The following is a 23,878-nucleotide window of genomic DNA, read 5'->3' on the forward strand; positions in this document are numbered from 1 at the left end:
GATAAGTGGAGAGGGATCATGTACAACGATTCTTTGTTCAACGCTTTCGCTCGGTCGTTCGAGGCCAGAAGTCAGAGCGACCTGTCGATGGCGGAATATTTGGAATCGTGTCGAAGCGATCCCATGAAATACGCGAATGCAGCCGAACGACTACTAGCTGCGATCGGTGAGCCTCAGACGATTGACACGGCCAAGGACCCACGCCTTGGCCGTATTTTTTTGAACCGCACGATCCGTACCTATCCGGCCTTCGCAGGCTTCTACGGCATGGAGGAAACGATCGAACGCATCGTTGGTTTCTTCCGCCACGCAGCCCAGGGTCTCGAAGAGCGCAAGCAGATCCTCTATCTCCTCGGTCCGGTCGGTGGCGGCAAGTCGTCGCTCGCCGAGCGGCTCAAGTCTCTGATGGAAGTGCACCCGATCTACGTGCTCAAGGCCGGCGACGAACTCTCGCCCGTGTTCGAGAGCCCGCTCAGCCTGTTCGATCCCGACCAGCTCGGGCCGATGCTGGAAGAGAAATACGGCATCCCGCGCCGCCGCCTCACCGGCTTGATGAGCCCGTGGTGCTACAAGCGGCTCGAGGCCTTTGGCGGCGACATCTCGCAATTCCGCGTCGCCAGGATCCAGCCGTCGCGGTTGCGCCAGATCGCGGTCGCCAAGACCGAGCCGGGTGACGAGAACAACCAGGACATCTCCTCGCTGGTCGGCAAGGTCGATATCCGCAAGCTCGAGACCTATGCGCAGAACGATCCCGACGCCTACAGCTATTCGGGCGGCCTCAACCGCTCCAACCAGGGCATCCTCGAATTCGTCGAGATGTTCAAGGCGCCGATCAAGATGCTGCATCCGCTGCTGACAGCGACGCAGGAAGGCAACTACATCGGCACCGAGAATATCGGCGCGATCCCGTTCAACGGCGTCATCCTCGCGCACTCCAACGAGGCGGAGTGGGCGAGCTTCAAGGCCAACAAGAACAACGAGGCGTTCATCGACCGTATCTGCGTGATCAAGGTGCCCTACGTCTTGCGGGTCACTGAGGAGCAGAAGATCTACGAGAAGCTGATCCAGGGTTCCGAGCTTGCGTCTGCGCCGTGCGCGCCGTCGACACTGGAGACCATGGCGCGGTTCTCGGTGATGTCACGGCTGCGCAAGCACGAGAACTCGACGCTGTTCGGCAAGATGCGCATCTATGACGGCGAGAGCCTGAAGGAGTCCGATCCCAAGGCGCGCAGCGTGCAGGAATATCGCGATGCCGCCGGCGTCGACGAGGGCATGGACGGCGTCTCCACGCGCTTTGCCTTCAAGATCCTGGCCGCGACCTTCAACCACGATCCGCAGGAGGTCGCCGCCGACGCGGTGCACCTGATGTACGCGCTGGAACAGTCGATCCGCCGCGAGCAGCTCCCTGAGGAAATCGAGAAGCGTTACCTCGAATTCATCAAGGCGGAGCTCGCGCCCCGCTACGCCGAGTTCATCGGCAACGAGATCCAGAAGGCCTATCTGGAGTCCTATTCGGATTACGGCCAGAACCTGTTCGATCGCTACGTCGACTATGCCGACGCCTGGATCGAGGACCAGGACTTCAAGGATCCCGACACCGGGCAACTGCTGGATCGCGAGCTTTTGAACCAGGAGCTGACCAAGATCGAGAAGCCGGCCGGCATCGCCAATCCCAAGGACTTCCGCAACGAGGTGGTCAAATTCTCGTTACGGGCCAGGGCACAGCATGGTGGCAAGAATCCGACCTGGACCTCCTACGAGAAGATTCGCGACGTGATCGAAAAGCGGATATTCTCGCAGGTCGAGGACCTGCTTCCGGTGATCTCCTTCGGGTCGAAGAAGGACGGCGAGACCGAAAAGAAGCACGGCGAATTCGTCGCACGCATGGTGGAGCGCGGCTACACCGAGCGTCAGGTTCGCCGGCTCGTCGAGTGGTACATGCGCGTGAAGCAGGCCGGTTGAGACGGATGCGAAAGTGGCCATTCATATTATTGACAGGCGCCTGAATCCAGGCGGCAAGAGTCTTGAGAACCGGCAGCGGTTCTTGCGTCGGGCCAAGTCCCTGGTGCAGGGCGCCGTCAAGAAGACCTCGCAGGAACGCGACATCAAGGACGTCCTGGAGGGTGGAGAGGTCACTATCCCGCTGGACGGCATGCACGAGCCGCGCTTCCGGAGGGAGGGCGGCACGCGCGACATGGTGCTGCCCGGCAACAAGAAGTTCGTCGAGGGCGACTATCTCCAGCGTCAGGGCCAGGGCAGCGCCAAGGACTCCGGTCCCGGCGAAGGCGACAGCGAAGACGCCTTCCGCTTCGTCTTGAGCCGCGACGAGTTCGTCGATCTCTTCCTCGACGATCTCGAGCTGCCCGATCTCGCCAAGCGCAAGATTGCGCAGACCGAGAGCGAGGGCATCCAGCGCGCCGGCTACACCACGTCGGGCTCGCCCGCCAACATCTCGGTCAGCCGCACGGTGCAGCTCGCGCTGGCGCGCCGCATCGCGCTGCGACGTCCGCGCAAGAGCGAGATGGAGGAGCTGGAAGCCGAGATCGCCGACTGCACTGATGAGGAGACGCGCGCCGAGCTCGTCGCCAAGCTCGAGAAGCTCAAGGCAAAATCCAAGCGCATTCCGTTCATCGATCCGATCGACATCCGCTACCGCCGCTTTGAGACGGTGCCCAAGCCAGTGGCGCAAGCCGTGATGTTCTGCCTGATGGACGTCTCCGGCTCGATGTCCGAGCACATGAAGGATCTGGCAAAACGCTTCTACATGCTGCTCTACGTCTTCCTGAAGCGCCGCTACAAGCATGTCGAGATCGTCTTCATCCGCCACACCGATCGCGCCGAGGAGGTGGACGAGCAGACTTTCTTCTACGGGCCCGCCTCCGGCGGCACGCTGGTTTCGAGCGCGCTGCAGGCGATGAGCGATATCGTGCGCGAGCGCTTCAATCCGGCGGACTGGAACATCTATGCCGCCCAGGCGTCGGACGGCGACAACTCCTATTCCGACGGCGAGCTCGCCGGCATGCTCCTGACCGAAAAGATCCTGCCGGTCTGCCAGTTCTTCGCCTATCTCGAGGTCGGTGAATCCGGCGGCAGCGCCTTCGATCTGTCCGACTCCTCGCTCTGGACGCTCTATGAGCGCCTGCGCAACGGCGGCGCGCCGCTCTCGATGCGCAAAGTCAGCGAGCGCAGCGAGATCTTCCCTGTCTTCCACGACCTGTTCCAGCGCCGCGAAACCCAGGAGAAGGCCGCTCCATGACGGAAACGACCGGACGACTGTTCGAGGGCGCCGACTGGGACTTCCATATTTTGCAGCGCATCCACGATGCCTGCGAGAACGTCGCGATCAAGCAGCTCGGGCTCGACGTCTATCCGAACCAGATCGAGGTCATTACGGCCGAGCAGATGCTGGATGCCTACTCCTCGGTCGGCATGCCCTTGTTCTACAAGCACTGGTCGTTCGGCAAGCATTTTGCGTTTCACGAGGCGTCTTACCGCAAGGGCCTGATGGGTCTTGCCTATGAGATCGTGATCAACTCGTCGCCCTGCATCTCGTATTTGATGGAGGAGAACACCGCGACGATGCAGACGCTGGTGATCGCGCACGCTGCTTTCGGCCACAACCATTTCTTCAAGAACAACTATCTGTTCAAGCAGTGGACCGACGCCGACGGCATCCTCGACTATCTGGATTTTGCCAAGAACTACGTCGCGCAGTGCGAGGAGCGCTACGGCCGCGCCGAGGTCGAGCGCACGCTCGACGCTGCGCATGCGCTGATGTCGCACGGCATCGACCGCTATCCCGGCAAGAAGAAGCTCGATTTGCGCGCCGAGGAGAAGCGGGCAGGGCGCCGCCGCCAGCACGAGGAAGAGGTCTTCAACGATCTCTGGCGTACCGTTCCGACCGGGCCTCGCAAGAGCCGGACCGTGCTGAGTATCGAGCGCCGTCGCAAGCTGCTCGGCCTGCCGCAGGAGAACCTGCTCTACTTCCTCGAGAAGAGCGCGCCGCGGCTGGCGCCTTGGCAGCGCGAGCTGTTGCGCGTCGTCCGTCACATCGCGCAGTATTTCTATCCGCAGAGCCAGACCAAGGTGATGAACGAGGGGACGGCGACCTACGTCCACTACCGCATCATGAACGCGCTGCACCAGAAGGGGCGGATTTCCGACGGCAACTTCCTCGAATTCCTGCAGTCGCACACCAACGTTGTGTTCCAGCCGGAATTCGACGATCCGCGCTTCTCGGGCTTCAATCCCTACGCGCTCGGCTTTGCGATGATGCAGGACATCGAGCGCATCGTCACCAATCCCGAAGCCGAGGACCGCGAGTGGTTCCCGGACATCGCCGGCAAGGGCGACGTGATGGGCGTGCTGCGCGACGTCTGGGCCAATTATCGCGACGAAAGCTTCATCAACCAGTTCCTGAGCCCGAAGTTGATGCGGCATCTGCGCATGTTCCACCTGCACGACGATCCCGAGGAGCGCGCCGGCATCCGCGTCGACGCCATTCACGACGACCGCGGTTTCCGCCGCGTCCGCCGCGAATTGGCGCGCCAGCACGATGTCGGCTTCATCGATGCCAATATCGAGGTGGTCGACGTCGATCTCTCCGGCGACCGCCGCCTCATCCTGCATCATCACGTGATCAAGGGCGCGCAGCTCAACGAGACCGACGCCAAACGCGTGCTCCAACACCTCGCCGATCTCTGGACCTATGACGTGTCGCTGATCGAGGTCGACGCCAACGACAAGGTGTTGCGGGAATACGTCGTGAGCCCGCGGCCGATCCCCGCGGCGGCTTAGTCAATTTGCACCGGTGCTCTCTTCCCCTCTCCCCTTGTGGGAGAGGGTGGCTCGCCGCGTAGCGGCGAGACGGGTGAGGGGTCTCTCTCCACGTAAGCAACTCTCTATGGAATTTGCGGAAGCAACCCCTCATCCGGCGCCATAGCCGAAGCTTCGCTTCGGCGTCCTCTTAAGAACGGCGGCCAGAGGCCGTCTACGCCACCTTCTCCCACAACAAGGGGAGAAGGATGAAATAGCGCGCGCTCCGCGCTGCGCCGAAACTCACGGCCGCAAATACAAATACCCCTGCGATTGCAGCTCGGCGAGGCGGACCACGCCGCCTCTTTCCGCGCTGACGAAACCGGGCAACAGATCCGTCAGTGTGATGTTCTGCGCCTTCATGGTGTTGCCGCAGGCGGCGAGCTCGACGCCGTCCTTGGCGAAGTCGCTGACGCGCTTGCTGATGTCGGGGTTGGCCTTCTCCCAGTGAAACGCCTTCAGCGCCGGGCCGTGGATCACCAGCGCAATCGTCACATGCTCGGGGCCGCCGACGCCGTCGATGTGGTTCTGGATGTTGCCGAGCACGAAATTGACCTTCTCGGCGTCGCTGAGGTGATAGACGACCTTCAGCTTGCCGGCCGGCGGGGCCTCGGTCGCAGCATGGGCGCGAAAGGCGGCAAAGGCTGTCCCGAGCGCCGAGACAGCGCCCCAGAGGATATTACGTCGATTCATCACGGCTCCTGATCTGCCCCGAACCTATCATTTGCGGCGGAGCGCTGCGAGTTCCTTGCGGTCGGTCACGAGTGAGGCGCACTCACCGTTGGGCGCGCGGTCGAGACGAAACATCTTGTCGTCGGCGCCGGCGAGCAGGGATTCGTCGGCCTCCTCATCCTGCTTGCCGCTTTGCCAGGCCCTCACCCGTTCGAGCCGCACGATGGCCGATTTGTCGTCCTGCGACAGCGCCACGCCGATCCCACCCCCGTCGCACTCGACGCCGCAGCCGAAACGGACCTCGTTGCCGCTGTCCTCGAACACGACGTGGCTGCACGAGCCGGCCGATTCGAAATTCCCGGAGCGCTGGCGGTTCTTGAAGCCAAGGCGGAAGGAATAGTGTAGCTCCTTGTCCTCCTTGTCGTATTCCGTCGACATCAGGAGCTTCATGGCGGCGACCTTCTGCTTCGGATGCTGCGCCAGATGATCGGCATCGTAGCGGCGGACGAAGCAGGCAAAGCGCTTCTGCTCGGGTGCGCCGGCAAACACCCGCGCGCTTAGGGTCTCAGCCTCCGCCCTGGTGGCTTTGCGGATGTGGATGTCATCCTCGGCGCGTGCAGCACCCGAGAGCACCGCGAGGGTGAGGGCAACGAGCAGGGGAGGCTTCATGACCGCCTCGGACGCATGAACTTATCGTGACCCAAGGGCAGGGCCGTTGCCCTTTAGTCGCGTCCCGGCTGCCGCGCGTTCATAGGCCCTTTTGCCCGTTCCGGGCCGACCAAAAGCTGGTAAACGGGCCCCGATGGGCGCGATCGAGACCAGGCGGAACGGGCGCATGAAACGGCGGACTTTCATCGGTGCCATGGCGTCCGGCGCGCTGACGCCCTGGCTTGCCGCCAGCGCGCAGCCGGCGTCGCGCAAAAAACTGGTCGGCATGGTCTCCTCGTTCAGCGCGCGGCAGATCGAGCCGCTGCGCGCCGCGCTGCTGGAGAAGCTGCGCGATCTCGGCTGGCGCGAGGGCGACAATCTCGAGTTCGACCTGCGCCTCGCCGAACCCACACCTTCGGCACTGTCCGCGGCCTCCGCCGCGCTGGTCGCGCGTGCGCCCGATTTGCTCATCGCGCAGGGAAATCCGACGCTCGATGCCATGCGCCCGCATTCGGGCGCGATCCCCGTCGTCTTCCTGCTGGTCGCCGATCCCGTGGAGCTCGGTCTCGTGGTATCGCTGTCGCATCCCGGCGGCAGCCTGACAGGCTTCACCAATTTCGAGACGGCGGTGGGCGGCAAATGGGTCGATCTCCTGAAGGACGCCGATACCACGATTGAGCGGATCGTCCTGATCGCGAATCCCGACAACAGCACCAGCGCGCCCCTGGCGCGCCGGATCGAGCGCGACGGACGGGAGTCGGGCGTATCAGTGCAAACCGTCGATGTGCGCGACGCTGACGGCATCGAGCGCGCCATTCGCGGCGCGGCCGGCTCGCCGCGGGCCGGATTGATGACGCTGCCGGACTCACTGCCGATCCTGCATCAGGACCTGATCATTCGGCTAACCAGCGAGCTGCGCATTCCCAGCATCCATCCGTTCCGAACCTTTGCGGCGAATGGCGCGCTGATGTCGTATGGCCTGGATTTCCCCGAACTGTACCGGCAGGCCGCGTCCTATGCCGACCAGATTCTCCGCGGCCGCAGCCCCGCCGATCTGCCGGTGCAGGCCCCGACAAAATTCGAGCTGGTGATCAATCTGAACACGGCGAAACTGCTGGGGATCGAAATCCCGCCCGCGCTGCTGGCGAGCGCCGATGAAACCATTGAGTGAGCGAACGACATCGAGCCGGTTCACGGCGGGCCGAGTGAGGGTGGCTGGTTCCACGCAGCGCCTTAGTCGCCGGCCGCGTCAGGAAAGTTCAATCGACGCGGTGCTTGCGCCCTCGGGAACTCGATGCCGCAGAGTCCTTCGACATTGTCCCGGTTCATCAATGTGATAGCCTTCACAGACGATTGCCTTTCGGAAGCGTAAGCTCGCGCCTTTGCAAGTTTGTGGAGTCCCCGCAATGGGCGAAATTCGCAACTTCAGATCCGGAAATCAGGGTGATCCGCCCCCGCACGGCGCAATGCCTCGCCGTCTCGCTGCGATCATCGTCGGTGACATCGCTTCCTACAGCCGCTTGATGCAGGCTGATGAGGAAGGCACGCATGTGCGCGTCAAGCGGATCGAGCGGGATCTGATCGAGCCCAGCATCGTCGAGCATCATGGAACTCTGGTGAAGACGACGGGCGACGGCTTCATCGCGATTTTCGACAGTCCCGTCGAGGCCGTTCGATGCAGCATCGTCATCCAGCAGAACCTCATCGGCCGCAACACCTCGCTTCCGAGGCATTCCCGGATCGAATACCGCATCGGCGTCAATCTCGGTGATGTCATCGTCGAGCCGGACGATATTTACGGCGACGGCGTCAACATCGCCACGCGCATCGAGGGTATCGCGGAGCCTGGTCAGGTCTACATCTCCGGCGCGATCTACGAGCAGATCAAGCACAAGTTGGTGTGTGGCTATGAGTCGCTCGGGGAACGCAAGGTCAAGAACATCACCGATCCCGTGCGGATCTATCGCGTGCTGCCGGATGCAGATGCAGTCGGCAGAACGCGCGGCCGGCGCGAGAATCTCCTGATCTTTCTTCTGAGCGTCACGTTGCTGGCGCTCGCCGCCAGCGTGCTCTGGTATATGCTGACGCAGATGCCGGGCAGGGTGAGCGAGCAGGCCGCTGCGCCGGTCGCTTCGCCGAGCCCTTCGCCGGCCGCATCCGCGAGCCCGCCGCCTCCGCAGCGCGAAGCGGCAACGCAGTCGCCGCAGCCTTCTCCCTCATTGGCGTCGGCACCTCCGTCGCCTGTCCCTGCGCCCGGCCCACCCGCGGCGCCGGCGGTCCGCGAACCCCAGATGATCGCCATTCCCAGCGGCAGCTTTGCAATGGGAAGCAACGATGATCCGACCGAACGTCCTGTCCACCAAGTCACGATCAAGCCGTTCTCGATCGGCAAATATCCGGTGACGGTGCAGGAATGGAACGAATGCGCCGCCGCCAAGGCGTGCGCCTTCACCGCCACCGGCAAGGACGATGCGCCGGTCTCCAATGTGAGCTGGACCGACGCGCAGCAATATGTCTCCTATCTCGCGCAGGCGACGAAGAAGCCCTATCGGCTTCCGAGCGAAGCTGAATGGGAATATGCGGCGCGCGGCGGAACGCAGACCAAATATTGGTGGGGCGACAGGCTTCAGCCGGGCATGGCCGGATGTAAGGATTGCGGTGATCTCGCGGCCGAGCAGCCGGCCAAGGTCGGCAGCTTCAAGCCCAATCCGTTCGGGCTCTACGACATGGGCGGCGGTATCGACCAGTGGGTCGCGGATTGCTGGCACAGGACCTACCAGGGCGCGCCAGGCGACGGCTCGGCATGGACCGGCGGCGACTGCCCATCGCACGTGCTGCGTTCGGGCTCCTGGAAGAACGATTCGAGATATGTGCGGCCGTCCAACCGCGATGGCTACGACACTAATGTTCGTTACCCGACGCATGGATTCCGCGTCGCTCTCAGTCCTTAAGTGCAGTCCTTGAAATGCTGGAGTAAGTTTGATGAAAGTCATTCGCTGCGTCGTGCTGGTAACGGCGCTCGCATTGCTCCCCGGCGCCGCTTATTCTCAGGGCAAGACCGCTCCCAAGGACGCAAAGGTCTATTTCATCACCCCGCGTGACGGGCAGAAGGTTCGCGGCGGATTCTGGGTCCGCTTCGGCTTGCGGAACATGGGTGTGACCCATGCCGGCGACGACTATCAGAACGCCGGCCATCATCATTTGCTGGTCGACGTCAACGATCCCATTGATCCGAAGGAGCCGATCCCGCAGGACAAGTCGCATCTGCATTTCGGGGCGGGGCAGACTGAAACCTTGCTCGAACTCCCGCCGGGGCCGCACACGCTGCAGCTGGTGCTGGGCGATGCGAAGCACTATCCGTTCGAGCCGCCCGTCGTGTCGGAGAAGATCACGATACGCGTCAGGCCGCTCGTTTCATCGCGGTAAGCTGCCAAAGCGTTGTCCAGCGAAGTGGACACCGGTTTGCGTCAAGAAAACGCGTCAAAACAGGAATCTAGAGCTTCCGTTCCGATTCTATCGGAACGGAAATCTACCGCAGGCTGGCATTGATCTTGTCCAGCACAGCCGATCCCGGACAGAGGGTATCCGCTTCCAGCGTGTTCAGCGGTGCCTCGACCGTGTTGAGATGCTCGTGCAGATCCTCGGCGTCGGGATCGACATAGAGTAGTCCCGTGACGATCTGGCCCTTTGCGGCGTGCTTCTGCAGGAAGGTCATCGCACCCAGGCGATCATGCGGATCGTAGTCGGCATCGAGCTTGCGCAGCGCGAGCCTGGAGCCGTCATGCTGCTCGACCACCTGCACCGTGCCGGGCGCGTAGTCGACGGCGATCGGGTCGCGCCCGACCAGCACGTCGAGCCGGTTCACCGCGTCATTGTGCTCGCGGACATAGTCAAAGCTCTTGGTCGAGCCGGCATGGTTATTGAAGGCGATGCACGGGCTGACGACGTCGATGAAGGACGCGCCCTTGTGGCGGATCGCGGCCGCGATCAGCGGCACGAGCTGGCTCTTGTCGCCGGAGAAGGAGCGCGCGACGAAGGTGGCGCCGAGCTGCAGCGCGATCGCGACGAGGTCGATGGCGTTGTCGGTGTTGGTGACGCCCTTCTTGGATTTCGAGCCGCGGTCGGCGGTCGCCGAGAACTGGCCCTTGGTCAGGCCGTAGACGCCGTTGTTCTCGACGATATAGGTCATGTTGACGGCGCGCCGGATCGAATGCGCGAACTGGCCGAAGCCGATGGAGGCGGAATCGCCGTCGCCGGACACGCCGAGATAGATCAGATCGCGGTTGGCGAGATTGGCGCCGGTCAGCACCGATGGCATGCGGCCGTGCACGGAGTTGAAGCCGTGCGAATTGCCGAGAAAGTAGTCCGGCGTCTTGGACGAGCAGCCGATGCCGGAGATTTTTGCAACCCGATGCGGCTCGATCGAGAGCTCGTAGCAGGCTTCGATGATGGAGGCGGTGATCGAGTCATGGCCGCAGCCGGCGCACAGCGTCGAGATCTTGCCCTCGTAGTCGCGATGCGTGTAGCCGAGCTCGTTCTTCTTCAGGCCCGGGTGATGGAATTTCGGCTTTGCAATGTAGGTCATGACACGGCCTTGCGGAGCGGGGTCACCTTGAGGTGATCCTGGTGGTCGCCAATGGCTTTTGCGATGAAGCGGGCGGTGATCGGTGAGCCGTCATAGTGCAGGATCGGCACGAGGCGCACCGGATCGATGCCGTTCTCGTTGACGATGAGCTGACGGAGCTGGCCGTCACGGTTCTGCTCGACCACATAGACGAAGTCGTGCTCGGCCAAAAAGCTCGCGACGCTGGAATGGAACGGGAAGGCGCGGATGCGCAGGCGATCGAGCTGATGCCCGCGCGCCTCCAATAGCCCGATCGCCTCGTCCATCGCCGGCGATGTCGAGCCGAAGTAGATCACGCCGTATTTGGTCGGCCGTTCGGCATTGGCCTGCAGCGGACGCGGCACGAGATCCTGCGCGGTCTCGAACTTGCGCACCAGACGCTGCATGTTGTCGGCATAGACGGGGCCTTCCTCGGAATAGCGCGCATAGCGGTCGCGCGAGGTGCCGCGGGTGAAGTAGGAGCCCTTGGTCGGATGCGTGCCGGGATAGGTACGGTAGGGAATGCCATCGCCATCGACGTCGAGATAGCGGCCGAAATCGCGGCCTTCTTCCAACATCTCCGCGGTCATCACCTTGCCGCGGTCGTATTGCCGCGCATCGTCCCACTTCAGCGGACGGCTGAGGCGGTGGTTCATGCCGATGTCGAGATCGAGCATCAGGAAGATCGTGGTTTGCAGCCGCTCGGCGAGGTCGAAGGATGCGGCCGCAAACTCGAAGGCCTCAGCCGGATCTTCCGGGAACAGCAGCACGTGCTTGGTGTCGCCATGCGAAGCATAGGCGCAGGCGATGATGTCGCATTGCTGGGTGCGCGTCGGCATGCCCGTCGACGGGCCGGCGCGCTGGATGTTCATGATCACGGCCGGGATTTCGGCGAAGTAGGACAGCCCGATGAACTCCGTCATCAGTGAGATGCCAGGGCCCGACGTCGCGGTGAAGGCGCGGGCGCCGTTCCAGCCGGCGCCGATCACCATGCCGATCGAGGCCAGCTCGTCCTCGCCCTGGACGATGGCGTAGTTCGCCTTCCCCGTCGCGGGATCGTGACGATATTTCTTGCAGTGGGCAGTGAAGGCTTCCGCCACCGACGAGGATGGCGTGATCGGATACCAGGCGCACACAGTGGCCCCGCCATAGACGGCGCCAAGCGCGGCGGCGCTGTTGCCCTCGATGAAGATGCGGTCGCCGACCTTGTCGGATTTCTTCACCCGCAGCCCGATCGGGCATTTCAGATTCTGCAGCGCCCAGTCGCGTCCGAGATGCAGCGCGTGGACGTTGGAGGAGAGCAGTTTTTCCTTGCCCTTGTACTGCTCGCCGATCAGCTGCTCGATCAGTTTTGGATCCATGTCGAGCAGCGCGGAGAGGCTACCCAGATAGATGATGTTCTTGAAGAGCTGGCGCTGCCGCGGATCGGTATAGGTGGAGTTGGTGATCGCGGTCAGGGGCACGCCGATCACGGTGATGTCGTCGCGAAACTTCGTCGACGGCATCGGCTTGGTGGAATCGTAGAACAGATAGCCGCCCGGCTCGATGCCGGCGACGTCCTTGTCCCAGGTCTGCGGATTCATCGCCACCATCAAGTCGACGCCGCCGCGGGCGCCGAGATGGCCGTCCTCGGTCACCCGCACCTCGTACCAGGTCGGCAGACCCTGGATGTTGGAGGGAAAGATGTTGCGGGGCGAGACCGGAACGCCATGGCGCAGGATCGAGCGCGCGAACATCTCGTTCGCAGAAGCCGAGCCCGAGCCGTTGACGTTGGCGAAGCGGACGACGAAGTCGTTTACGCTGCTGATCGGCTTTTTGTCGGACATGATGATCCCGCGTAAGTCATTTCGATGAAATATTTTTGCATGTCCCAGGCACCGGTGGGGCAGCGCTCTGCACACAGCCCGCAATGCAGGCAGACGTCTTCGTCCTTCACCATCACGCGGCCCGTCTTCAGGTCGCTGGAGACGTAGAGGTCCTGGTCCGGATGCGGTGAAGGCGCCTTCAGGCGGGTGCGCAGGTCGCTTTCCTCGCCATTATCAGTGAAGGTGATGCAGTCCATCGGGCAGATGTCGGCGCAGGCGTCGCACTCGATGCACAGCGAGGTCGAGAACACGGTCTGCACGTCGCAGTTCAGGCAGCGATGCGCCTCGCCGAGCGCGAGCTTGACGTCATAGCCCAGCTCGACCTCGGCACGGATGTCCTTCAGCGCGACGACCTTGTCGCGATGCGGCACCTTGAAGCGCTTGTCGATGGAGATGTCGTTGTCGTAGCTCCACTCGTGGATGCCCATCTTCTGCGAGGAGATTTGCACCTCCGGCAACGGCCGCTCATTGATGTCCTCGCCGGACAGCAGCCTGTGGATCGACATCGCGGCGTCATGGCCGTGCGCCACCGCCCAGATGATGTTCTTGGGGCCGAAAGCGGCGTCGCCGCCGAAGAACACCTTTGGATTGGTCGAGACGAAGGTCTTCTGATCGACCTTGGGCATGTGCCATTTGTCGAACTCGATGCCGCAATCCTGCTCGATCCAGGGGAAGGCATTCTCCTGGCCGACCGCCACCAGCACGTCGTCGCAGGGAATGGTCTGATCGGGGTCGCCCGAAGGCACCAGATTGCGGCGGCCTTTGGCGTCGTATTCGGCCTTGACGTGCTGGAAGGTGACGCCGATGAGCTTGCCGGCGACATGCTTGAATGCCACCGGCACCATGTAGTTGAGGATCGGAATATCCTCGTGGATCGCGTCTTCCTTCTCCCACGGCGAGGCCTTCATCTCCTCGAAGCCGGAGCGGACGACCACCGTGACTTTCTCGCCGCCGAGCCGGCGCGCGGTGCGGCAGCAATCCATCGCGGTGTTGCCGCCGCCGAGCACGATGACGCGTTTGCCGATCTTGTCGACATGGCCGAACGACACGTTGGCCAGCCATTCGATGCCGATATGAATGTTGGCCGCGGCCTCTTTCCGGCCGGGAATGTCGAGCTCGCGGCCGCGTGGCGCGCCGGAGCCGACGAAGATCGCGTCGTATTTCTCCGCGAGCAGCGCATTCATGCTCTCGATGCGGTGACCGCCTTTGAATTCAACGCCGAGATTGAGGATGTAGCCGGTCTCCTCGTCGATCACGGAATTGGGCAGGCGGAACTTCGGGATCTGCGTCCGCATCATGCCGCCCGCTTCCGGATCGCCGTCGAACACGGTGCAGTGATAGCCGAGCGGCGCGAGGTCGCGCGCCACGGTCAGCGAGGCGGGTCCGCCGCCGACCAGCGCGATGCGCTTGCCGTTCTTCGCTGCGGGGTGCGGCAGGCGCTGCTTGATGTCGTCCTTGAAGTCGGCGGCAACGCGTTTGAGGCGGCAGATCGCGACCGGAGTTTCCTCGACGCGGCCGCGGCGACAGGCCGGCTCGCATGGGCGGTCGCAGGTGCGTCCCAGAATTCCGGGGAACACGTTCGACTTCCAATTGATCATGTAGGCGTCGCTGTAGCGGCCTTGCGCGATCAACCGGATATATTCGGGAACAGGAGTGTGCGCAGGACAGGCCCACTGACAATCGACTACCTTGTGAAAGTAGTCGGGGGCCGCAATATCGGTCGGTTTCATTCCTACCCTGTCCGCACGGGCTCAAGGACCCCTGCGGCCTTCTTGAGCTTGCGAACGCCTAGAACGCGTCGATATGGTTTTTGAATTGGATCATAGGCTTACCTTATTAGAACCATTCCGAACCCTGCACAAAGGCAAATTTCGGCGATCTCCAGCTTTCATGGGAGCTGCGCGCTGATAGCATTAATGGCGCGGGGCTTATGTGGCGGTGCAGCATCTCGCGCTGCGTGTGTGCGAGCTCAACCGCTTGCCAAGTCGTTTTTGATGTGACTGTTGATGTCGCTCTTGGCGAGATCCCACATCAGGCAGTAGGTGCCGACGGAAACGGGCAGCGTGGACGGCGATACTGCGGGGCCGGTGAAGCGTTCGGCGATCACCGAAGACACCGCGCTGACATGCGTGCCGTCGATCAGGACGAACCAGTCTCGCGCGCCGGCATTTGGCACTGACGGAATCCCCGCCGTGGGACCGGACAATTCCGCCTCGCTCTCCAACAGATGTATGGAGATGATACCGGCGGATTTTTCCGGCGCGAATTTTTCCCGCAGTGCGTCACGCAAGGCGCTCGCGTTGTCGGCCGTCGGCCGCAGCCGCACCACGCCGAGCGCAACGCCGCGCCCGGTGCCGTGGCTGATGGTTATGCGCGCCACCACACGCAGCATGTTCTTGAAGCGCGCCATGGTTTGGCGCGACCACTCGGTCTGGTTGGCGAGCCGCGCCCGGTAGGCGGGGCTGTCGAGCACGTCGAGCGTCGCGGTCGAATAGAGGCTGAGATATTTGGGGTTGGCGGCATGCGCGACATAGCGCCGCGCCTCCAGGAATCCGTCGATCGCGACGCGCTCCTCGAGATGTTCGCGGTCGTACCAGCGGTTGAAATCGGCTTCATGCTCCGCGTCGATATCCATCGACGTCAGCAGCATGCCCTTCCCGGCGAGCGGCATTTTGCGCTCCTGTTGTTATCGTGGCGTCCCGGAAGCGAGGTCGGCAATGGCGCGCATCACGGCGTCCCTCACGCCGGGATCATAGAGCGAATGGCCGGCTTCTTCCACGACGCGAATCTCGGAGCCCGGCCAGACCTTCGCCAGAGCCTGCGATATCTCGGGCGGGCACAACAGATCGTAACGGCCCTGGATGATGATGCCGTGAATGCCGGCGAGCCTGCCGGCGTTTTGCAGGAGCTGGTCCGGCGTCATGAAGCTGTCGTTGGAAAAATAATGCGCTTCCATGAACGGCGTTGCGGGCAGTGGCCCCGTCGAGTTCAGGGACGCCACGTCGATCCGCGTGCGCGCCGGCTTGTGCTCCGACAGCGTGCGCTCGGTGTCATGCCAGGCCCGCGCAGCCGGACCGTGCACGGCCGGGTCAGCATCGAGGATGCGACGCCAATAAGCCTCGACCGGGCGCTTACGCTCCTCCGGTGGGAGCACGCTCAAGAAGTCCTCGTTCAGTGCGGGATAGAATTGCGGCAACCGCACGGTGAAGCCGGCCTCGACTTCCGCCCGCGTGCCGAGGAAGGTCGCGCGCAGCACGATCCCTGAGACGCGCTCGGGATGGGCCTCGGCGTAGGCCAGCGCCAGCGTCGCGCCCCAGGAGCCGCCGACCACCATCCAGCGCTCGAAGCCGAATTTTTCGCGGATCGCTTCCAGGTCGGCGATCAGGTGCGGCAGTGTGTTGGCCTCGCGTCCGCCCTTGGGCCGGCTGCGGCCACAGCCGCGCTGGTCGAACAGCACGGCGCAGAAGCGCTCGGGATCGAACAGCCGGCGATGATCGGGCTGGCAGCCGCTGCCGGGGCCGCCATGCAGATAAACAGCGGGAATGCCGTCGGAACGACCGACGCTCTCGACATAGAGCTCGTGGCCATCAGCGACGGCGAGCATCTCGGATGTCAGCGGCGCAAAGGGATCGGCACGTTTAGCCGATCTGGCCGCATCGGCGTCAGGCGCCATTCTCGGATTCCAGGGTCCCGCCGGCAAAGTTGCGATAGAGGAAGCGGTTGGTGTCGCCCTCGGCTTCGCGCTCGGCCTGCTTGAAGATGGTCTCGTGCATCGGCGACAGCGCGCAGGCCGGATCCGTATTGGCGGCGTCGCCCGTCAGCGCAAAGGCCTGGCAGCGGCAGCCGCCGAAATCGATCTCGCGGAATTCGCAGGTCTTGCATGGCTCCTTCATCCAGCCGGTGCCGCGATAGAGGTTGAATGCCTCGGAATTCTGCCAGATCCAGGCGATCGAATGGTTGGAGCGCACGGATTCGAATTCGAGGCCGGTGATGCTCTCGGCGGCGTGGCAGGGCAGCACCTTGCCGGCAGGCGAGATGTTGAAGAACTGTCGGCCCCAGCCGCCCATGCATTTCTTCGGCCGCAGCGCATAATAGTCCGGCACGACGTAGTCGATCGAAAGCCGGCCCTTCAGCCGTTCGCGCGCCTCCTCGACGATGCGGGTGCACTCATCGAGCTGCGCCACCGTCGGCATCAGCGCGGCGCGGTTCTTCAGTGCCCAGCCGTAATATTGCACATTGGCAACCTCGAGCCGGTCGGCGTCGAGATCGAGCGACATCTGGATGATGTCGGGGAGTTGGTTCAGATTCTGGCGATGCATCACCGCGTTCACGGTGAGCGGGAGGTCGAGCTCGCGCGTCCATTTCGCGACCTCGATCTTCTTGTGATGCGCGCCCTTGTAGCCGGCAACGCGATCGGCGAGGCCGTCTTCGGTGCCCTGGAAGCTGATCTGCACATGGCAGAGGCCGGCATCGGCGAGATCGCTGAGCCTGTCGCGCGTCAACAGCACGGCCGAGGTGATCAGATTGGTGTAGAGGCCGACATCGCTGGCGTGCTTGACCAGCTCGACCAGGTCCTTGCGCGCAGTCGGCTCGCCGCCGGAGAAATGGACCTGCAGCACGCCGATCTCGGCGAGCTCGCTCAACACCTTCTTCCACTCGTCGGTCGTCAGTTCCTTGCCGGCTCGGTCGAGCTCGACCGGGTTGGAACAATAGGGGCACTGCAGCGGGCAGCGATGCGTCACCTCGAGCAGCACGGCGAGCGGAATGCCAAAAGTCTCCGCCGTCGAGCGCTGCTTCTCCAGCACCGCGAGACTGTCGCTCGCGGCGGGGGGAACGTTGTTATCGCCCAGCACGTCACTCATGGTATCTTACTCATGGTGTCTTCTCGCGTGCCTCGGTGAGGAAGCCTTTGTCGGCGAGATCCTGCAGCATGGCGATCACGTCGGTCAGGATCGCCTCGCGCGGGGCAGCATACTTCTCCGCGAGCAGGTCGGCCACAGCTCCGACATTGCGCGCGCCGTCGCAGAGCTGCAAGACCTCGACGGCGATCTCGTCCGGCGCCAGCACCCGTTCCGGCGCCAGGATCACCCAGACCCTTCGGGTCTCATCATACTTCAGCTTGGCATGCCGCGGCAGCACGGGCCGGCTTGCCTCGCTGACGCTGATGTGACGCGGCGCTGCCATATGTTGTTCCTAACCCCTGGTTCCTAACCTTTGGGCACGAAGGCGCCGGGCGGGATATGCCCTTCGACATAGGCGTGATAGAGCGCATCGAGCTGCACCCACAGCACGTTGGTCTTGAAGATCAGCGCGTTGCAGACGGACGCGCGCTCCTCTGGCGTCCTCGCATGCGTCTTCACATAGTCGAGCGCAAAATTGGCGTCGCGCGGCGCCTGGGTCAGGCGGCGCTTGAAGTAGCTCATGATGTCGGGGTTGACGAAATCATAGTGCTGCAACATGCCCGAGATGCGCTCTTCGTGCAGGTTAGGCGCGAACAGCTCGGTCAGCGAGGACGCGATCGCCTCCAGCGGGCTCTTCTCGCGGCAGTAGTGCACATAGGCTTCGACCGCAAAGCGCGTCGCCGGCAAAATGCCTTCGGTCGATTCCACATAGGCCGTGTCGAGCCCGAGACCTTCGGTCAGCTTCAGCCAGCGCTCGATGCCGCCTTCAGAGCCGATATCGCCGTCATGGTCCTCGATGCGGTGGCGCCATTCGACGCGCGTGGCGCGGTCGCGGAAGCGCGAGATCACGACCGCGTCCTTGATCGGGATCGTGCTCTGGTAATAGTAGCGGTTGAGCGCCCAGGCCTGTACCTGGCCCTTGTTCAGCTTGCCGCCGTGCAACAGCTTATGGAACGGATGCAGGCTGTGATAGCGCGTCGCGCCGATATGGCGCAGCGTCGCCTCCAGCTCCTCGGCATTGTTGAGGCGGATGTCCTTGCCGATCGAGAGCGCGGTTATCCCCGTCATTGTCGTCGCGTTCACAGCACGATCTCCGTTCCGTCGGCGGGTATTTGCCAGCCCGCATGTTCGGCCGCCTTGCGCTCTGGCGAGGACGGCAGCAGCGCCGGGTTCGAGTTGTTGATATGCAGAAATATCTTCCTGTCGATATCGAGGCCGGACAACCGCGCGATTGCGCCGGCTTCGCCGGACATCGCGACATGTCCCATGCTCTTGCCCGTCTTCTGGCCGAGCCCGGCCAAAATCATCTCGTCGTCCCGCCACACCGTACCGTCGAAGAAGACGAGTGACGAGCCCGAAATTTCTTTCCGCAATTCGTCGGTCACCTCGGCGCAGGCGGCGAGGAAGTAGAAGGTCTTTCCGCTCGCCTTGTGGGTGATCTTCAGGCCGAGCGTGTCACCGTCCCCAATGCTGCCACCGGGATGAACCTTGCCTTCGAGATACCAGGCCGATTTGCCGGGAACGGCAAACGCCTTGACCTCGATGCCAGCAGGCGATCCGTCGGGCAGGGTGGGCTCGAAGGCTTCACCGATGCCGATCGGCTGTCGCCGCACGTTCTTCTCGTTCAGCACATTGAAGATGCTGTTGGCCTTCAGGATCGCCAGCACCTTGTCATGCGCGTAGATCGTGAACGGCGAGCCTTCGCGCATCGAGAGCAGGCCTGCCACCGCATCGACCTCGCTATTGGTCAGGATCACGCCCGCGATCGGCGTGTGGCGCAGCGCGCCCGGTTTTGGATGCAACTGCGGCGTCGCGTTCAACTGCTGTCGAAGGTCGGGGGAGGCGTTGATCAGGAACCAGTTGATACCGTCGGCACTGAAAGCGACGGAGGCTTGCGTTCTCTGAAGCTCCCCGAGGTCAGCGCGCGCTGCCCGGCATCCGGCGCAGCCGCAGTTCCACTGCGGGACCCCGCCGCCGGCGGCGGCGCCCAGGACGACGACGCGAAGCATGAATCCGTCTCCTGGAAACACGTGTCGCGGTGGATCTCAGACCGACACAACTCCCCGTATTCGGGGAACGCGTCGCGCCCGAAGGATCCACCTGCGCTCAACGCAAAAGCATCACCCTTACTTGCGGGTGGCGCTCACATACATGTTGATTTCCATGCCGCACGGCACTTCGACGATCTTCGGTGCTTTCCAGGCCATTGTGGCTCTCCTTTTCGCGAAACCGGACGTATCCCGCCCCGCCGTTAAGTTAATGCGGGCGGAAAAGTTCGCCAGTGAAATTTTCCCGACCTAGGTAGTAGATCGCGGAATTGCTGCGCTGCAAACGGCCTATGCAAAAAAGAACGATGGGTCGCGATCCCTGACCCGGATAAAGCAGTTGTGAGTGCAGAGGCGCTTTCAATCCGCTACAGGCGACCCCATTGGATCAGGCATGCCCAGATACTTCTTCAACACCCGCATCGGCGACGAATTGATCGTGGATCCTGACGGCGAGGATCTGCGCAATCCCGATCGCGCCTGGGAAGTGGCGCGGCAGATGATCCTGGAAGTCCTGAAATCGGAAGGGACGCAGCCGGCGCTGCTCGAGGCCGTCATCGAGGTCACCGACACCGATGGCGAAATCGTGCTGGAGTTTCCCTTCACCGAGGCGCTCTTGGACATGCCGGATAAGTCCGCCACCCGGCACTGATTTCTCTGCTTTCGCCCCCGTGGAATCCGCATGGCTTTGACCGATGAGCGGGGTTAAAAGACCCCGGTCATACGGAGTAAGTCATGCAAGATCTCTGGCGCCTGTCGGCCGCCGACCTCGCCGCCCTCGTCCGGTCAAGGAAAGTGTCCGCCAAGGAGGCCGCCGAAGCCGGGCTCGCCCGGCTCGATGCCGTCAATCCCCGGCTCAATGCCGTGATCGACCACCGGCCGGAGGATGTGCTCAAGCAGGCCGCAAGCGTCGATGCCGCCATCGCCCGGGGCGAGGATCCGGGCCTCTTGGCGGGCGTGCCCGTCACGGTGAAGGTCAATGTCGACCAGGAGGGCTTTGCCACCACCAACGGCCTCAAGCTTCAGCGCGACATCATCGCAAAAGTCGACAATCCCGTGGTCGCAAACTTGCGCAAGGCCGGCGCCGTCATTCTCGGGCGGACCAACTGCCCGGCCTTCTCCTATCGCTGGTTCACGACCAATCTGATCCATGGCGACACCAAGAATCCGCGCGATGCCTCGCTGACCCCGGGCGGCTCGTCCGGCGGCGCCGGCTCGGCGGTCGCGGCCGGCATCGGCCATATCGCCCATGGCACCGATATCGCCGGCTCTATCCGCTATCCCGCCTATGCCTGCGGCGTGCACGGCCTGCGCCCGACCGTCGGCCGCATCCCGGCCTTCAACGCCGCGCTGCCGGAGCGCCCGATCGGGCCGCAGATCAGCGCGGTCTCGGGCCCGCTTGCGCGCACGATCAACGACATCAGGATATCGCTCGCCGCGATGGCCGCGCGCGATCCGCGCGATCCCTGGTGGGTCCCGGCGCCTTTGGAAGGCCCCGCGGTGCCGAAGCGCGCCGCGCTCTGCCTCAACCCGGATGGACTTGCGACCGCACCGGAGGTGAAGGCCGCGGTCAGCGACGCCGGCAAGCGACTCGAGCGGGCAGGGTGGACTGTGGAGGTGATCGAGAACACCCCGCCGATGCGCGAGCCGGTCGAGTGGCAGACAAAACTCTGGCTCGGCGATGCCTATGAGGCGCAGCTCGAGGCCGCCGAGCGCGAGGGCGATCCCGGTGCGCTCGCGTGCCTGCGCGGCAACCGCGCCAAGGTGACGCCATTCGATCAGGCGAATTATGCCAAGGCGCTGATCCGCCGCGCGACGCTGACGCGCGAGTGGCTCTTGTTCCTCGAAAAATACGCGGTGCTGTTGACGCCGGTCTCCGGCGAGTTGCCGTTCCCTGATCAACTCGATAGCAAGGACGAGGCGTCGTTCAAGCGGGTCTGGGAAGCGCAGTTGCCGCAGATTGCCATTCCCTTCATGGGGCTGCCGGGGCTTGCGGTCTCGACCGGCCTCGTCGGCAAGGCTCCCGTCGGCGTGCATGTCGTGTCCGGCCGCTATCGCGAGGATCTGTGTCTGCTCGCAGGCGAGGCGATCGAGGCGGGCGGCGTGCCGCCGTCGCCGATCGACCCCGTGGCTTAAGCGATGTCTGATATCTACGACTTCAAGGCCAACTCGCTGCTCGGCGAGGAGGTGCCCATGCGCCGCTTCGAGGGCCAGGTGCTGCTCATCGTCAACACCGCGAGCAAATGCGGTTTCACGCCGCAATATCGCGGGCTCGAGGATCTGCATCGCGATTTCTCGCCGCGCGGTTTTGCGGTGCTCGGCTTTCCCTGCAACCAGTTCGGCGCGCAGGAGCCGGGCCAGGCCAGCGAGATCCTGGAGTTCTGCTCGACCCAGTACGACGTCACCTTTCCTTTGTTCGAGAAGATCGACGTCAACGGGGCCAATGCCCATCCTTTGTATGAGTACCTGAAACGTCAGCAATCCGGCCTGTTAGGGGCCTCCATCAAATGGAATTTCACGAAATTCCTGGTGGATCGCGCGGGCAAGGTCGTGGCGCGCCATGCGCCGACGGCGCGCCCCGAGGGGCTGCGCCACCAAATCGAAACACTGTTGTAAGCGAGACAATCATGAGCGACGAATTTCCGGACCGCCTGTCGGTCGATCCGAACAGCCCGTACTACAACGCGGACATCCTGGCGCGCGACGTCGGCATCCGCTTCAAGGGCATCGAGAAGACCAATGTCGAGGAATACTGCATCAGCGAGGGCTGGGTCCGCGTCACCGCCGGCAATGCCAAGGACCGCCACGGCAACCCGCTGACCATCAAGGTGCATGGGCCCGTAGAGCCGTATTTCAGGGATAAGAAATGACGGCGAAGCCGTCGTTGCAATGTGAAGGCGCGCGTTCGAATGCATCACCGTCACCCTGAGGTGCTCGCCTCTTCGGCGAGCCTCGAAGGGCGACGGCCCGGCTGCACCTCGGCCGTTCATCCTTCGAGGCTGTCCGTGGGACGCGATGCGTCCCACGGCTCGCACCTCCAGCGACAACGGCTTTGCCGTTGCGCGGGGATGACGGGGAGACAGTCGACGAACTTCCTCTCGACCACCGAAGGCCAAGCCCATGTCCGTCCGCATCGTCGACGTCCGCGAGATCACAAAGCCGATCTCCTCGCCGATCCGCAACGCCTATATCGACTTCACCAAGATGACGACGAGCCTGGTTGCCGTCGTCACCGACGTGATGCGCGACGGCAAGCGCGTCGTCGGCTACGGCTTCAATTCCAACGGCCGTTACGGGCAGGGCGGCCTGATCCGCGAACGGTTTGCCGCGCGCATCCTCGAAGCCGAGCCGAACTCGCTGCTCGATGCGGCCGGCGACAATCTCGATCCGGACAAGGTCTGGGCCGCGATGATGACCAACGAGAAACCGGGCGGCCATGGCGAGCGCTCGGTCGCGGTCGGCACCATCGACATGGCGGTGTGGGACGCGGTGGCCAAGATCGCGGGCAAGCCGCTGTTTCGCTTGCTCGCGGAACGTCACGGCGTGACCGCCAATCCGCGCGTCTTCGTCTATGCCGCCGGTGGCTACTACTATCCCGGCAAGGATCTTTCGATGCTGCGCGGCGAGATGCGCGGTTATCTTGATCGCGGCTACAATGTCGTGAAGATGAAGATCGGCGGCGCGCCGATCGCAGAAGACCGCGAACGCATCGAGGCGGTGCTGAAGGAGATCGGCCAGGACGCGCAGCTCGCGGTCGACGCCAACGGCCGCTTCGACCTGGAGACCGCGATCGCCTACGCAAAAATGCTGCGGGACTATCCGCTGTTCTGGTACGAGGAGGCCGGCGATCCCCTCGACTATGCGTTGCAGGCCGCGCTCGCCGACTTCTATCCGGGCCCGATGGCGACCGGCGAAAACCTCTTCAGCCATCAGGACGCGCGCAACCTCATCCGCCACGGCGGCATGCGGCCGGACCGCGACTGGTTGCAATTCGACTGCGCCCTGTCCTACGGCCTCTGCGAATATCAGCGCACGCTGGAGGTGCTGAAGACCCACGGCTGGTCGCCGAGCCGCTGCATTCCGCATGGCGGCCACCAGATGTCCCTCAACATCGCCGCCGGCCTCGGCCTTGGCGGTAATGAGAGCTATCCCGACCTGTTCCAGCCCTATGGCGGCTTCCCCGACGGCGTGCGCGTCGAGAGCGGCCATATCACCATGCCGGATTTGCCCGGCATCGGGTTCGAGGGGAAGTCGGATCTCTACAAGGAAATGAAGGCGCTGGCGGAGTAGGGCCGGGCTTTGTTTACAGCCCCGAACTCAACCGTCATG

General features: G+C 63.3%; 23 protein-coding genes. 11 read left to right on the plus strand and 12 right to left on the minus strand.

The window, feature by feature from the left end:
- Positions 1–18: 18 nt before the first annotated feature.
- Genes KUF59_RS10490 through KUF59_RS10500 form a run of 3 tightly spaced genes read left to right on the plus strand, consistent with a single transcriptional unit; the run spans position 19 to position 4,797 of the window.
- Positions 19–1,962, plus strand: a complete 1,944-nt coding sequence (locus KUF59_RS10490) for a PrkA family serine protein kinase (RefSeq protein WP_212462020.1) — start codon at positions 19–21, stop codon at positions 1,960–1,962.
- A gap of 19 nt (positions 1,963–1,981) precedes the next feature.
- Positions 1,982–3,256 (plus strand): YeaH/YhbH family protein, encoded by a 1,275-nt coding sequence (locus tag KUF59_RS10495; protein WP_258769997.1) that lies wholly within the window; start codon positions 1,982–1,984, stop codon positions 3,254–3,256.
- Positions 3,253–4,797: a SpoVR family protein gene (locus tag KUF59_RS10500; RefSeq protein WP_212462021.1), complete on the plus strand. Its 1,545-nt coding sequence runs from the start codon at positions 3,253–3,255 to the stop codon at positions 4,795–4,797. Before KUF59_RS10495 ends, KUF59_RS10500 begins: the two co-directional genes overlap by 4 nt.
- Before the next feature lie 261 nt (positions 4,798–5,058).
- On the opposite strand, the gene KUF59_RS10505 is transcribed toward KUF59_RS10500, so the two are convergent.
- Together KUF59_RS10505 and KUF59_RS10510 are read right to left on the minus strand one after the other, a co-directional pair.
- Complete coding sequence (locus KUF59_RS10505) at positions 5,059–5,508, minus strand: DsrE family protein (protein ID WP_212462022.1); 450 nt, start codon at positions 5,506–5,508, stop codon at positions 5,059–5,061.
- 27 nt (positions 5,509–5,535) lie between these two features.
- Positions 5,536–6,156 carry a hypothetical protein gene (locus tag KUF59_RS10510; protein ID WP_258769410.1) on the minus strand — a complete coding sequence of 207 codons (621 nt, stop codon included), beginning with the start codon at positions 6,154–6,156 and terminating at the stop codon, positions 5,536–5,538.
- Positions 6,157–6,322: 166 nt separating this feature from the next.
- On the opposite strand from KUF59_RS10510, the gene KUF59_RS10515 reads away from it, so the two are divergent.
- The 3 genes from KUF59_RS10515 to KUF59_RS10525 all read left to right on the plus strand — a co-directional run bounded on the left by KUF59_RS10515 (position 6,323) and on the right by KUF59_RS10525 (position 9,561).
- Positions 6,323–7,306: an ABC transporter substrate-binding protein gene (locus KUF59_RS10515; protein ID WP_258769411.1), complete on the plus strand. Its 984-nt coding sequence runs from the start codon at positions 6,323–6,325 to the stop codon at positions 7,304–7,306.
- 235 nt (positions 7,307–7,541) lie between these two features.
- On the plus strand, positions 7,542–9,086 hold the full coding sequence (locus KUF59_RS10520; protein ID WP_258769412.1) for an SUMF1/EgtB/PvdO family nonheme iron enzyme: 1,545 nt from the start codon (positions 7,542–7,544) through the stop codon (positions 9,084–9,086).
- Positions 9,087–9,117: 31 nt separating this feature from the next.
- On the plus strand, positions 9,118–9,561 hold the full coding sequence (locus tag KUF59_RS10525) for a DUF4399 domain-containing protein (protein ID WP_212462026.1): 444 nt from the start codon (positions 9,118–9,120) through the stop codon (positions 9,559–9,561).
- 103 nt (positions 9,562–9,664) lie between these two features.
- On the opposite strand, the gene KUF59_RS10530 is transcribed toward KUF59_RS10525, so the two are convergent.
- From KUF59_RS10530 to pqqA, 10 genes are all read right to left on the minus strand, one after another.
- Positions 9,665–10,720 (minus strand): 2-oxoacid:ferredoxin oxidoreductase subunit beta, encoded by a 1,056-nt coding sequence (locus KUF59_RS10530; RefSeq protein WP_258769413.1) that lies wholly within the window; start codon positions 10,718–10,720, stop codon positions 9,665–9,667.
- Entirely contained in the window at positions 10,717–12,564 is a 1,848-nt protein-coding gene (locus tag KUF59_RS10535) for a 2-oxoacid:acceptor oxidoreductase subunit alpha (RefSeq protein ID WP_212462028.1), read from the minus strand. The genes KUF59_RS10530 and KUF59_RS10535 overlap by 4 nt, the downstream gene beginning before the upstream one ends.
- Positions 12,534–14,333 (minus strand): FAD-dependent oxidoreductase, encoded by a 1,800-nt coding sequence (locus tag KUF59_RS10540; protein ID WP_258769414.1) that lies wholly within the window; start codon positions 14,331–14,333, stop codon positions 12,534–12,536. The genes KUF59_RS10535 and KUF59_RS10540 overlap by 31 nt, the downstream gene beginning before the upstream one ends.
- A 239-nt stretch (positions 14,334–14,572) precedes the next feature.
- On the minus strand, positions 14,573–15,274 hold the full coding sequence (locus KUF59_RS10545) for a DUF4286 family protein (RefSeq protein ID WP_258769415.1): 702 nt from the start codon (positions 15,272–15,274) through the stop codon (positions 14,573–14,575).
- 15 nt (positions 15,275–15,289) lie between these two features.
- Complete coding sequence (pip, locus tag KUF59_RS10550; protein WP_258769416.1) at positions 15,290–16,276, minus strand: prolyl aminopeptidase; 987 nt, start codon at positions 16,274–16,276, stop codon at positions 15,290–15,292.
- Complete coding sequence (pqqE, locus tag KUF59_RS10555; protein ID WP_258769417.1) at positions 16,266–17,465, minus strand: pyrroloquinoline quinone biosynthesis protein PqqE; 1,200 nt, start codon at positions 17,463–17,465, stop codon at positions 16,266–16,268. The genes pip and pqqE overlap by 11 nt, the downstream gene beginning before the upstream one ends.
- A gap of 10 nt (positions 17,466–17,475) precedes the next feature.
- Positions 17,476–17,787 carry a pyrroloquinoline quinone biosynthesis peptide chaperone PqqD gene (gene pqqD, locus KUF59_RS10560; RefSeq protein WP_212462033.1) on the minus strand — a complete coding sequence of 104 codons (312 nt, stop codon included), beginning with the start codon at positions 17,785–17,787 and terminating at the stop codon, positions 17,476–17,478.
- Positions 17,788–17,810: 23 nt separating this feature from the next.
- Positions 17,811–18,587, minus strand: coding sequence for a pyrroloquinoline-quinone synthase PqqC (gene pqqC, locus KUF59_RS10565; protein WP_258769418.1), 777 nt, complete (start codon positions 18,585–18,587; stop codon positions 17,811–17,813).
- Positions 18,584–19,513, minus strand: coding sequence for a pyrroloquinoline quinone biosynthesis protein PqqB (pqqB, locus tag KUF59_RS10570; protein WP_258769420.1), 930 nt, complete (start codon positions 19,511–19,513; stop codon positions 18,584–18,586). Before pqqB ends, pqqC begins: the two co-directional genes overlap by 4 nt.
- 117 nt (positions 19,514–19,630) lie before the next feature.
- A complete protein-coding gene (gene pqqA / locus KUF59_RS10575; protein ID WP_007595659.1) occupies positions 19,631–19,711 on the minus strand; it encodes a pyrroloquinoline quinone precursor peptide PqqA in 81 nt (26 codons plus the stop codon).
- Positions 19,712–19,943: 232 nt separating this feature from the next.
- Between pqqA and KUF59_RS10580 the strand changes: the two genes are divergently transcribed.
- The 5 genes from KUF59_RS10580 to tarD all read left to right on the plus strand — a co-directional run bounded on the left by KUF59_RS10580 (position 19,944) and on the right by tarD (position 23,839).
- On the plus strand, positions 19,944–20,201 hold the full coding sequence (locus KUF59_RS10580; RefSeq protein WP_212402690.1) for a DUF6894 family protein: 258 nt from the start codon (positions 19,944–19,946) through the stop codon (positions 20,199–20,201).
- A gap of 83 nt (positions 20,202–20,284) precedes the next feature.
- Positions 20,285–21,685 carry an amidase family protein gene (locus KUF59_RS10585; protein ID WP_258769421.1) on the plus strand — a complete coding sequence of 467 codons (1,401 nt, stop codon included), beginning with the start codon at positions 20,285–20,287 and terminating at the stop codon, positions 21,683–21,685.
- Positions 21,686–21,688: 3 nt separating this feature from the next.
- A complete protein-coding gene (locus KUF59_RS10590; RefSeq protein ID WP_258769422.1) occupies positions 21,689–22,165 on the plus strand; it encodes a glutathione peroxidase in 477 nt (158 codons plus the stop codon).
- 11 nt (positions 22,166–22,176) lie between these two features.
- Positions 22,177–22,419 carry a DUF3297 family protein gene (locus KUF59_RS10595; protein ID WP_029674077.1) on the plus strand — a complete coding sequence of 81 codons (243 nt, stop codon included), beginning with the start codon at positions 22,177–22,179 and terminating at the stop codon, positions 22,417–22,419.
- Positions 22,420–22,669: 250 nt separating this feature from the next.
- Positions 22,670–23,839: a D(-)-tartrate dehydratase gene (tarD, locus tag KUF59_RS10600; RefSeq protein WP_212462038.1), complete on the plus strand. Its 1,170-nt coding sequence runs from the start codon at positions 22,670–22,672 to the stop codon at positions 23,837–23,839.
- Positions 23,840–23,878 lie beyond the last annotated feature (39 nt).

The sequence above is a fragment of the Bradyrhizobium arachidis genome, from assembly GCF_024758505.1.
Classification (GTDB): Bacteria; Pseudomonadota; Alphaproteobacteria; order Rhizobiales; family Xanthobacteraceae; genus Bradyrhizobium; species Bradyrhizobium manausense_C.

What these genes read in the sequence shown, in the direction of transcription:
- KUF59_RS10590 (WP_258769422.1), top strand. Translation starts at nt 21,689, where the DNA reads ATGTCTGATATCTACGACTTCAAGGCCAACTCGCTGCTCGGCGAGGAG.
- KUF59_RS10515 (WP_258769411.1), top strand. Translation starts at nt 6,323, where the DNA reads ATGAAACGGCGGACTTTCATCGGTGCCATGGCGTCCGGCGCGCTGACG.
- KUF59_RS10525 (WP_212462026.1), top strand. Translation starts at nt 9,118, where the DNA reads ATGAAAGTCATTCGCTGCGTCGTGCTGGTAACGGCGCTCGCATTGCTC.
- KUF59_RS10500 (WP_212462021.1), top strand. Translation starts at nt 3,253, where the DNA reads ATGACGGAAACGACCGGACGACTGTTCGAGGGCGCCGACTGGGACTTC.
- KUF59_RS10540 (WP_258769414.1), bottom strand. Translation starts at nt 14,333, where the DNA reads ATGAAACCGACCGATATTGCGGCCCCCGACTACTTTCACAAGGTAGTC.
- pqqA (WP_007595659.1), bottom strand. Translation starts at nt 19,711, where the DNA reads ATGGCCTGGAAAGCACCGAAGATCGTCGAAGTGCCGTGCGGCATGGAA.
- KUF59_RS10510 (WP_258769410.1), bottom strand. Translation starts at nt 6,156, where the DNA reads ATGAAGCCTCCCCTGCTCGTTGCCCTCACCCTCGCGGTGCTCTCGGGT.
- KUF59_RS10490 (WP_212462020.1), top strand. Translation starts at nt 19, where the DNA reads ATGTACAACGATTCTTTGTTCAACGCTTTCGCTCGGTCGTTCGAGGCC.
- KUF59_RS10585 (WP_258769421.1), top strand. Translation starts at nt 20,285, where the DNA reads ATGCAAGATCTCTGGCGCCTGTCGGCCGCCGACCTCGCCGCCCTCGTC.
- KUF59_RS10580 (WP_212402690.1), top strand. Translation starts at nt 19,944, where the DNA reads ATGCCCAGATACTTCTTCAACACCCGCATCGGCGACGAATTGATCGTG.
- KUF59_RS10530 (WP_258769413.1), bottom strand. Translation starts at nt 10,720, where the DNA reads ATGACCTACATTGCAAAGCCGAAATTCCATCACCCGGGCCTGAAGAAG.
- KUF59_RS10535 (WP_212462028.1), bottom strand. Translation starts at nt 12,564, where the DNA reads ATGTCCGACAAAAAGCCGATCAGCAGCGTAAACGACTTCGTCGTCCGC.
- pip (WP_258769416.1), bottom strand. Translation starts at nt 16,276, where the DNA reads ATGGCGCCTGACGCCGATGCGGCCAGATCGGCTAAACGTGCCGATCCC.
- KUF59_RS10545 (WP_258769415.1), bottom strand. Translation starts at nt 15,274, where the DNA reads ATGCCGCTCGCCGGGAAGGGCATGCTGCTGACGTCGATGGATATCGAC.
- pqqD (WP_212462033.1), bottom strand. Translation starts at nt 17,787, where the DNA reads ATGGCAGCGCCGCGTCACATCAGCGTCAGCGAGGCAAGCCGGCCCGTG.
- KUF59_RS10520 (WP_258769412.1), top strand. Translation starts at nt 7,542, where the DNA reads ATGGGCGAAATTCGCAACTTCAGATCCGGAAATCAGGGTGATCCGCCC.
- tarD (WP_212462038.1), top strand. Translation starts at nt 22,670, where the DNA reads ATGTCCGTCCGCATCGTCGACGTCCGCGAGATCACAAAGCCGATCTCC.
- pqqE (WP_258769417.1), bottom strand. Translation starts at nt 17,465, where the DNA reads ATGAGTGACGTGCTGGGCGATAACAACGTTCCCCCCGCCGCGAGCGAC.
- pqqB (WP_258769420.1), bottom strand. Translation starts at nt 19,513, where the DNA reads ATGCTTCGCGTCGTCGTCCTGGGCGCCGCCGCCGGCGGCGGGGTCCCG.
- KUF59_RS10505 (WP_212462022.1), bottom strand. Translation starts at nt 5,508, where the DNA reads ATGAATCGACGTAATATCCTCTGGGGCGCTGTCTCGGCGCTCGGGACA.
- KUF59_RS10595 (WP_029674077.1), top strand. Translation starts at nt 22,177, where the DNA reads ATGAGCGACGAATTTCCGGACCGCCTGTCGGTCGATCCGAACAGCCCG.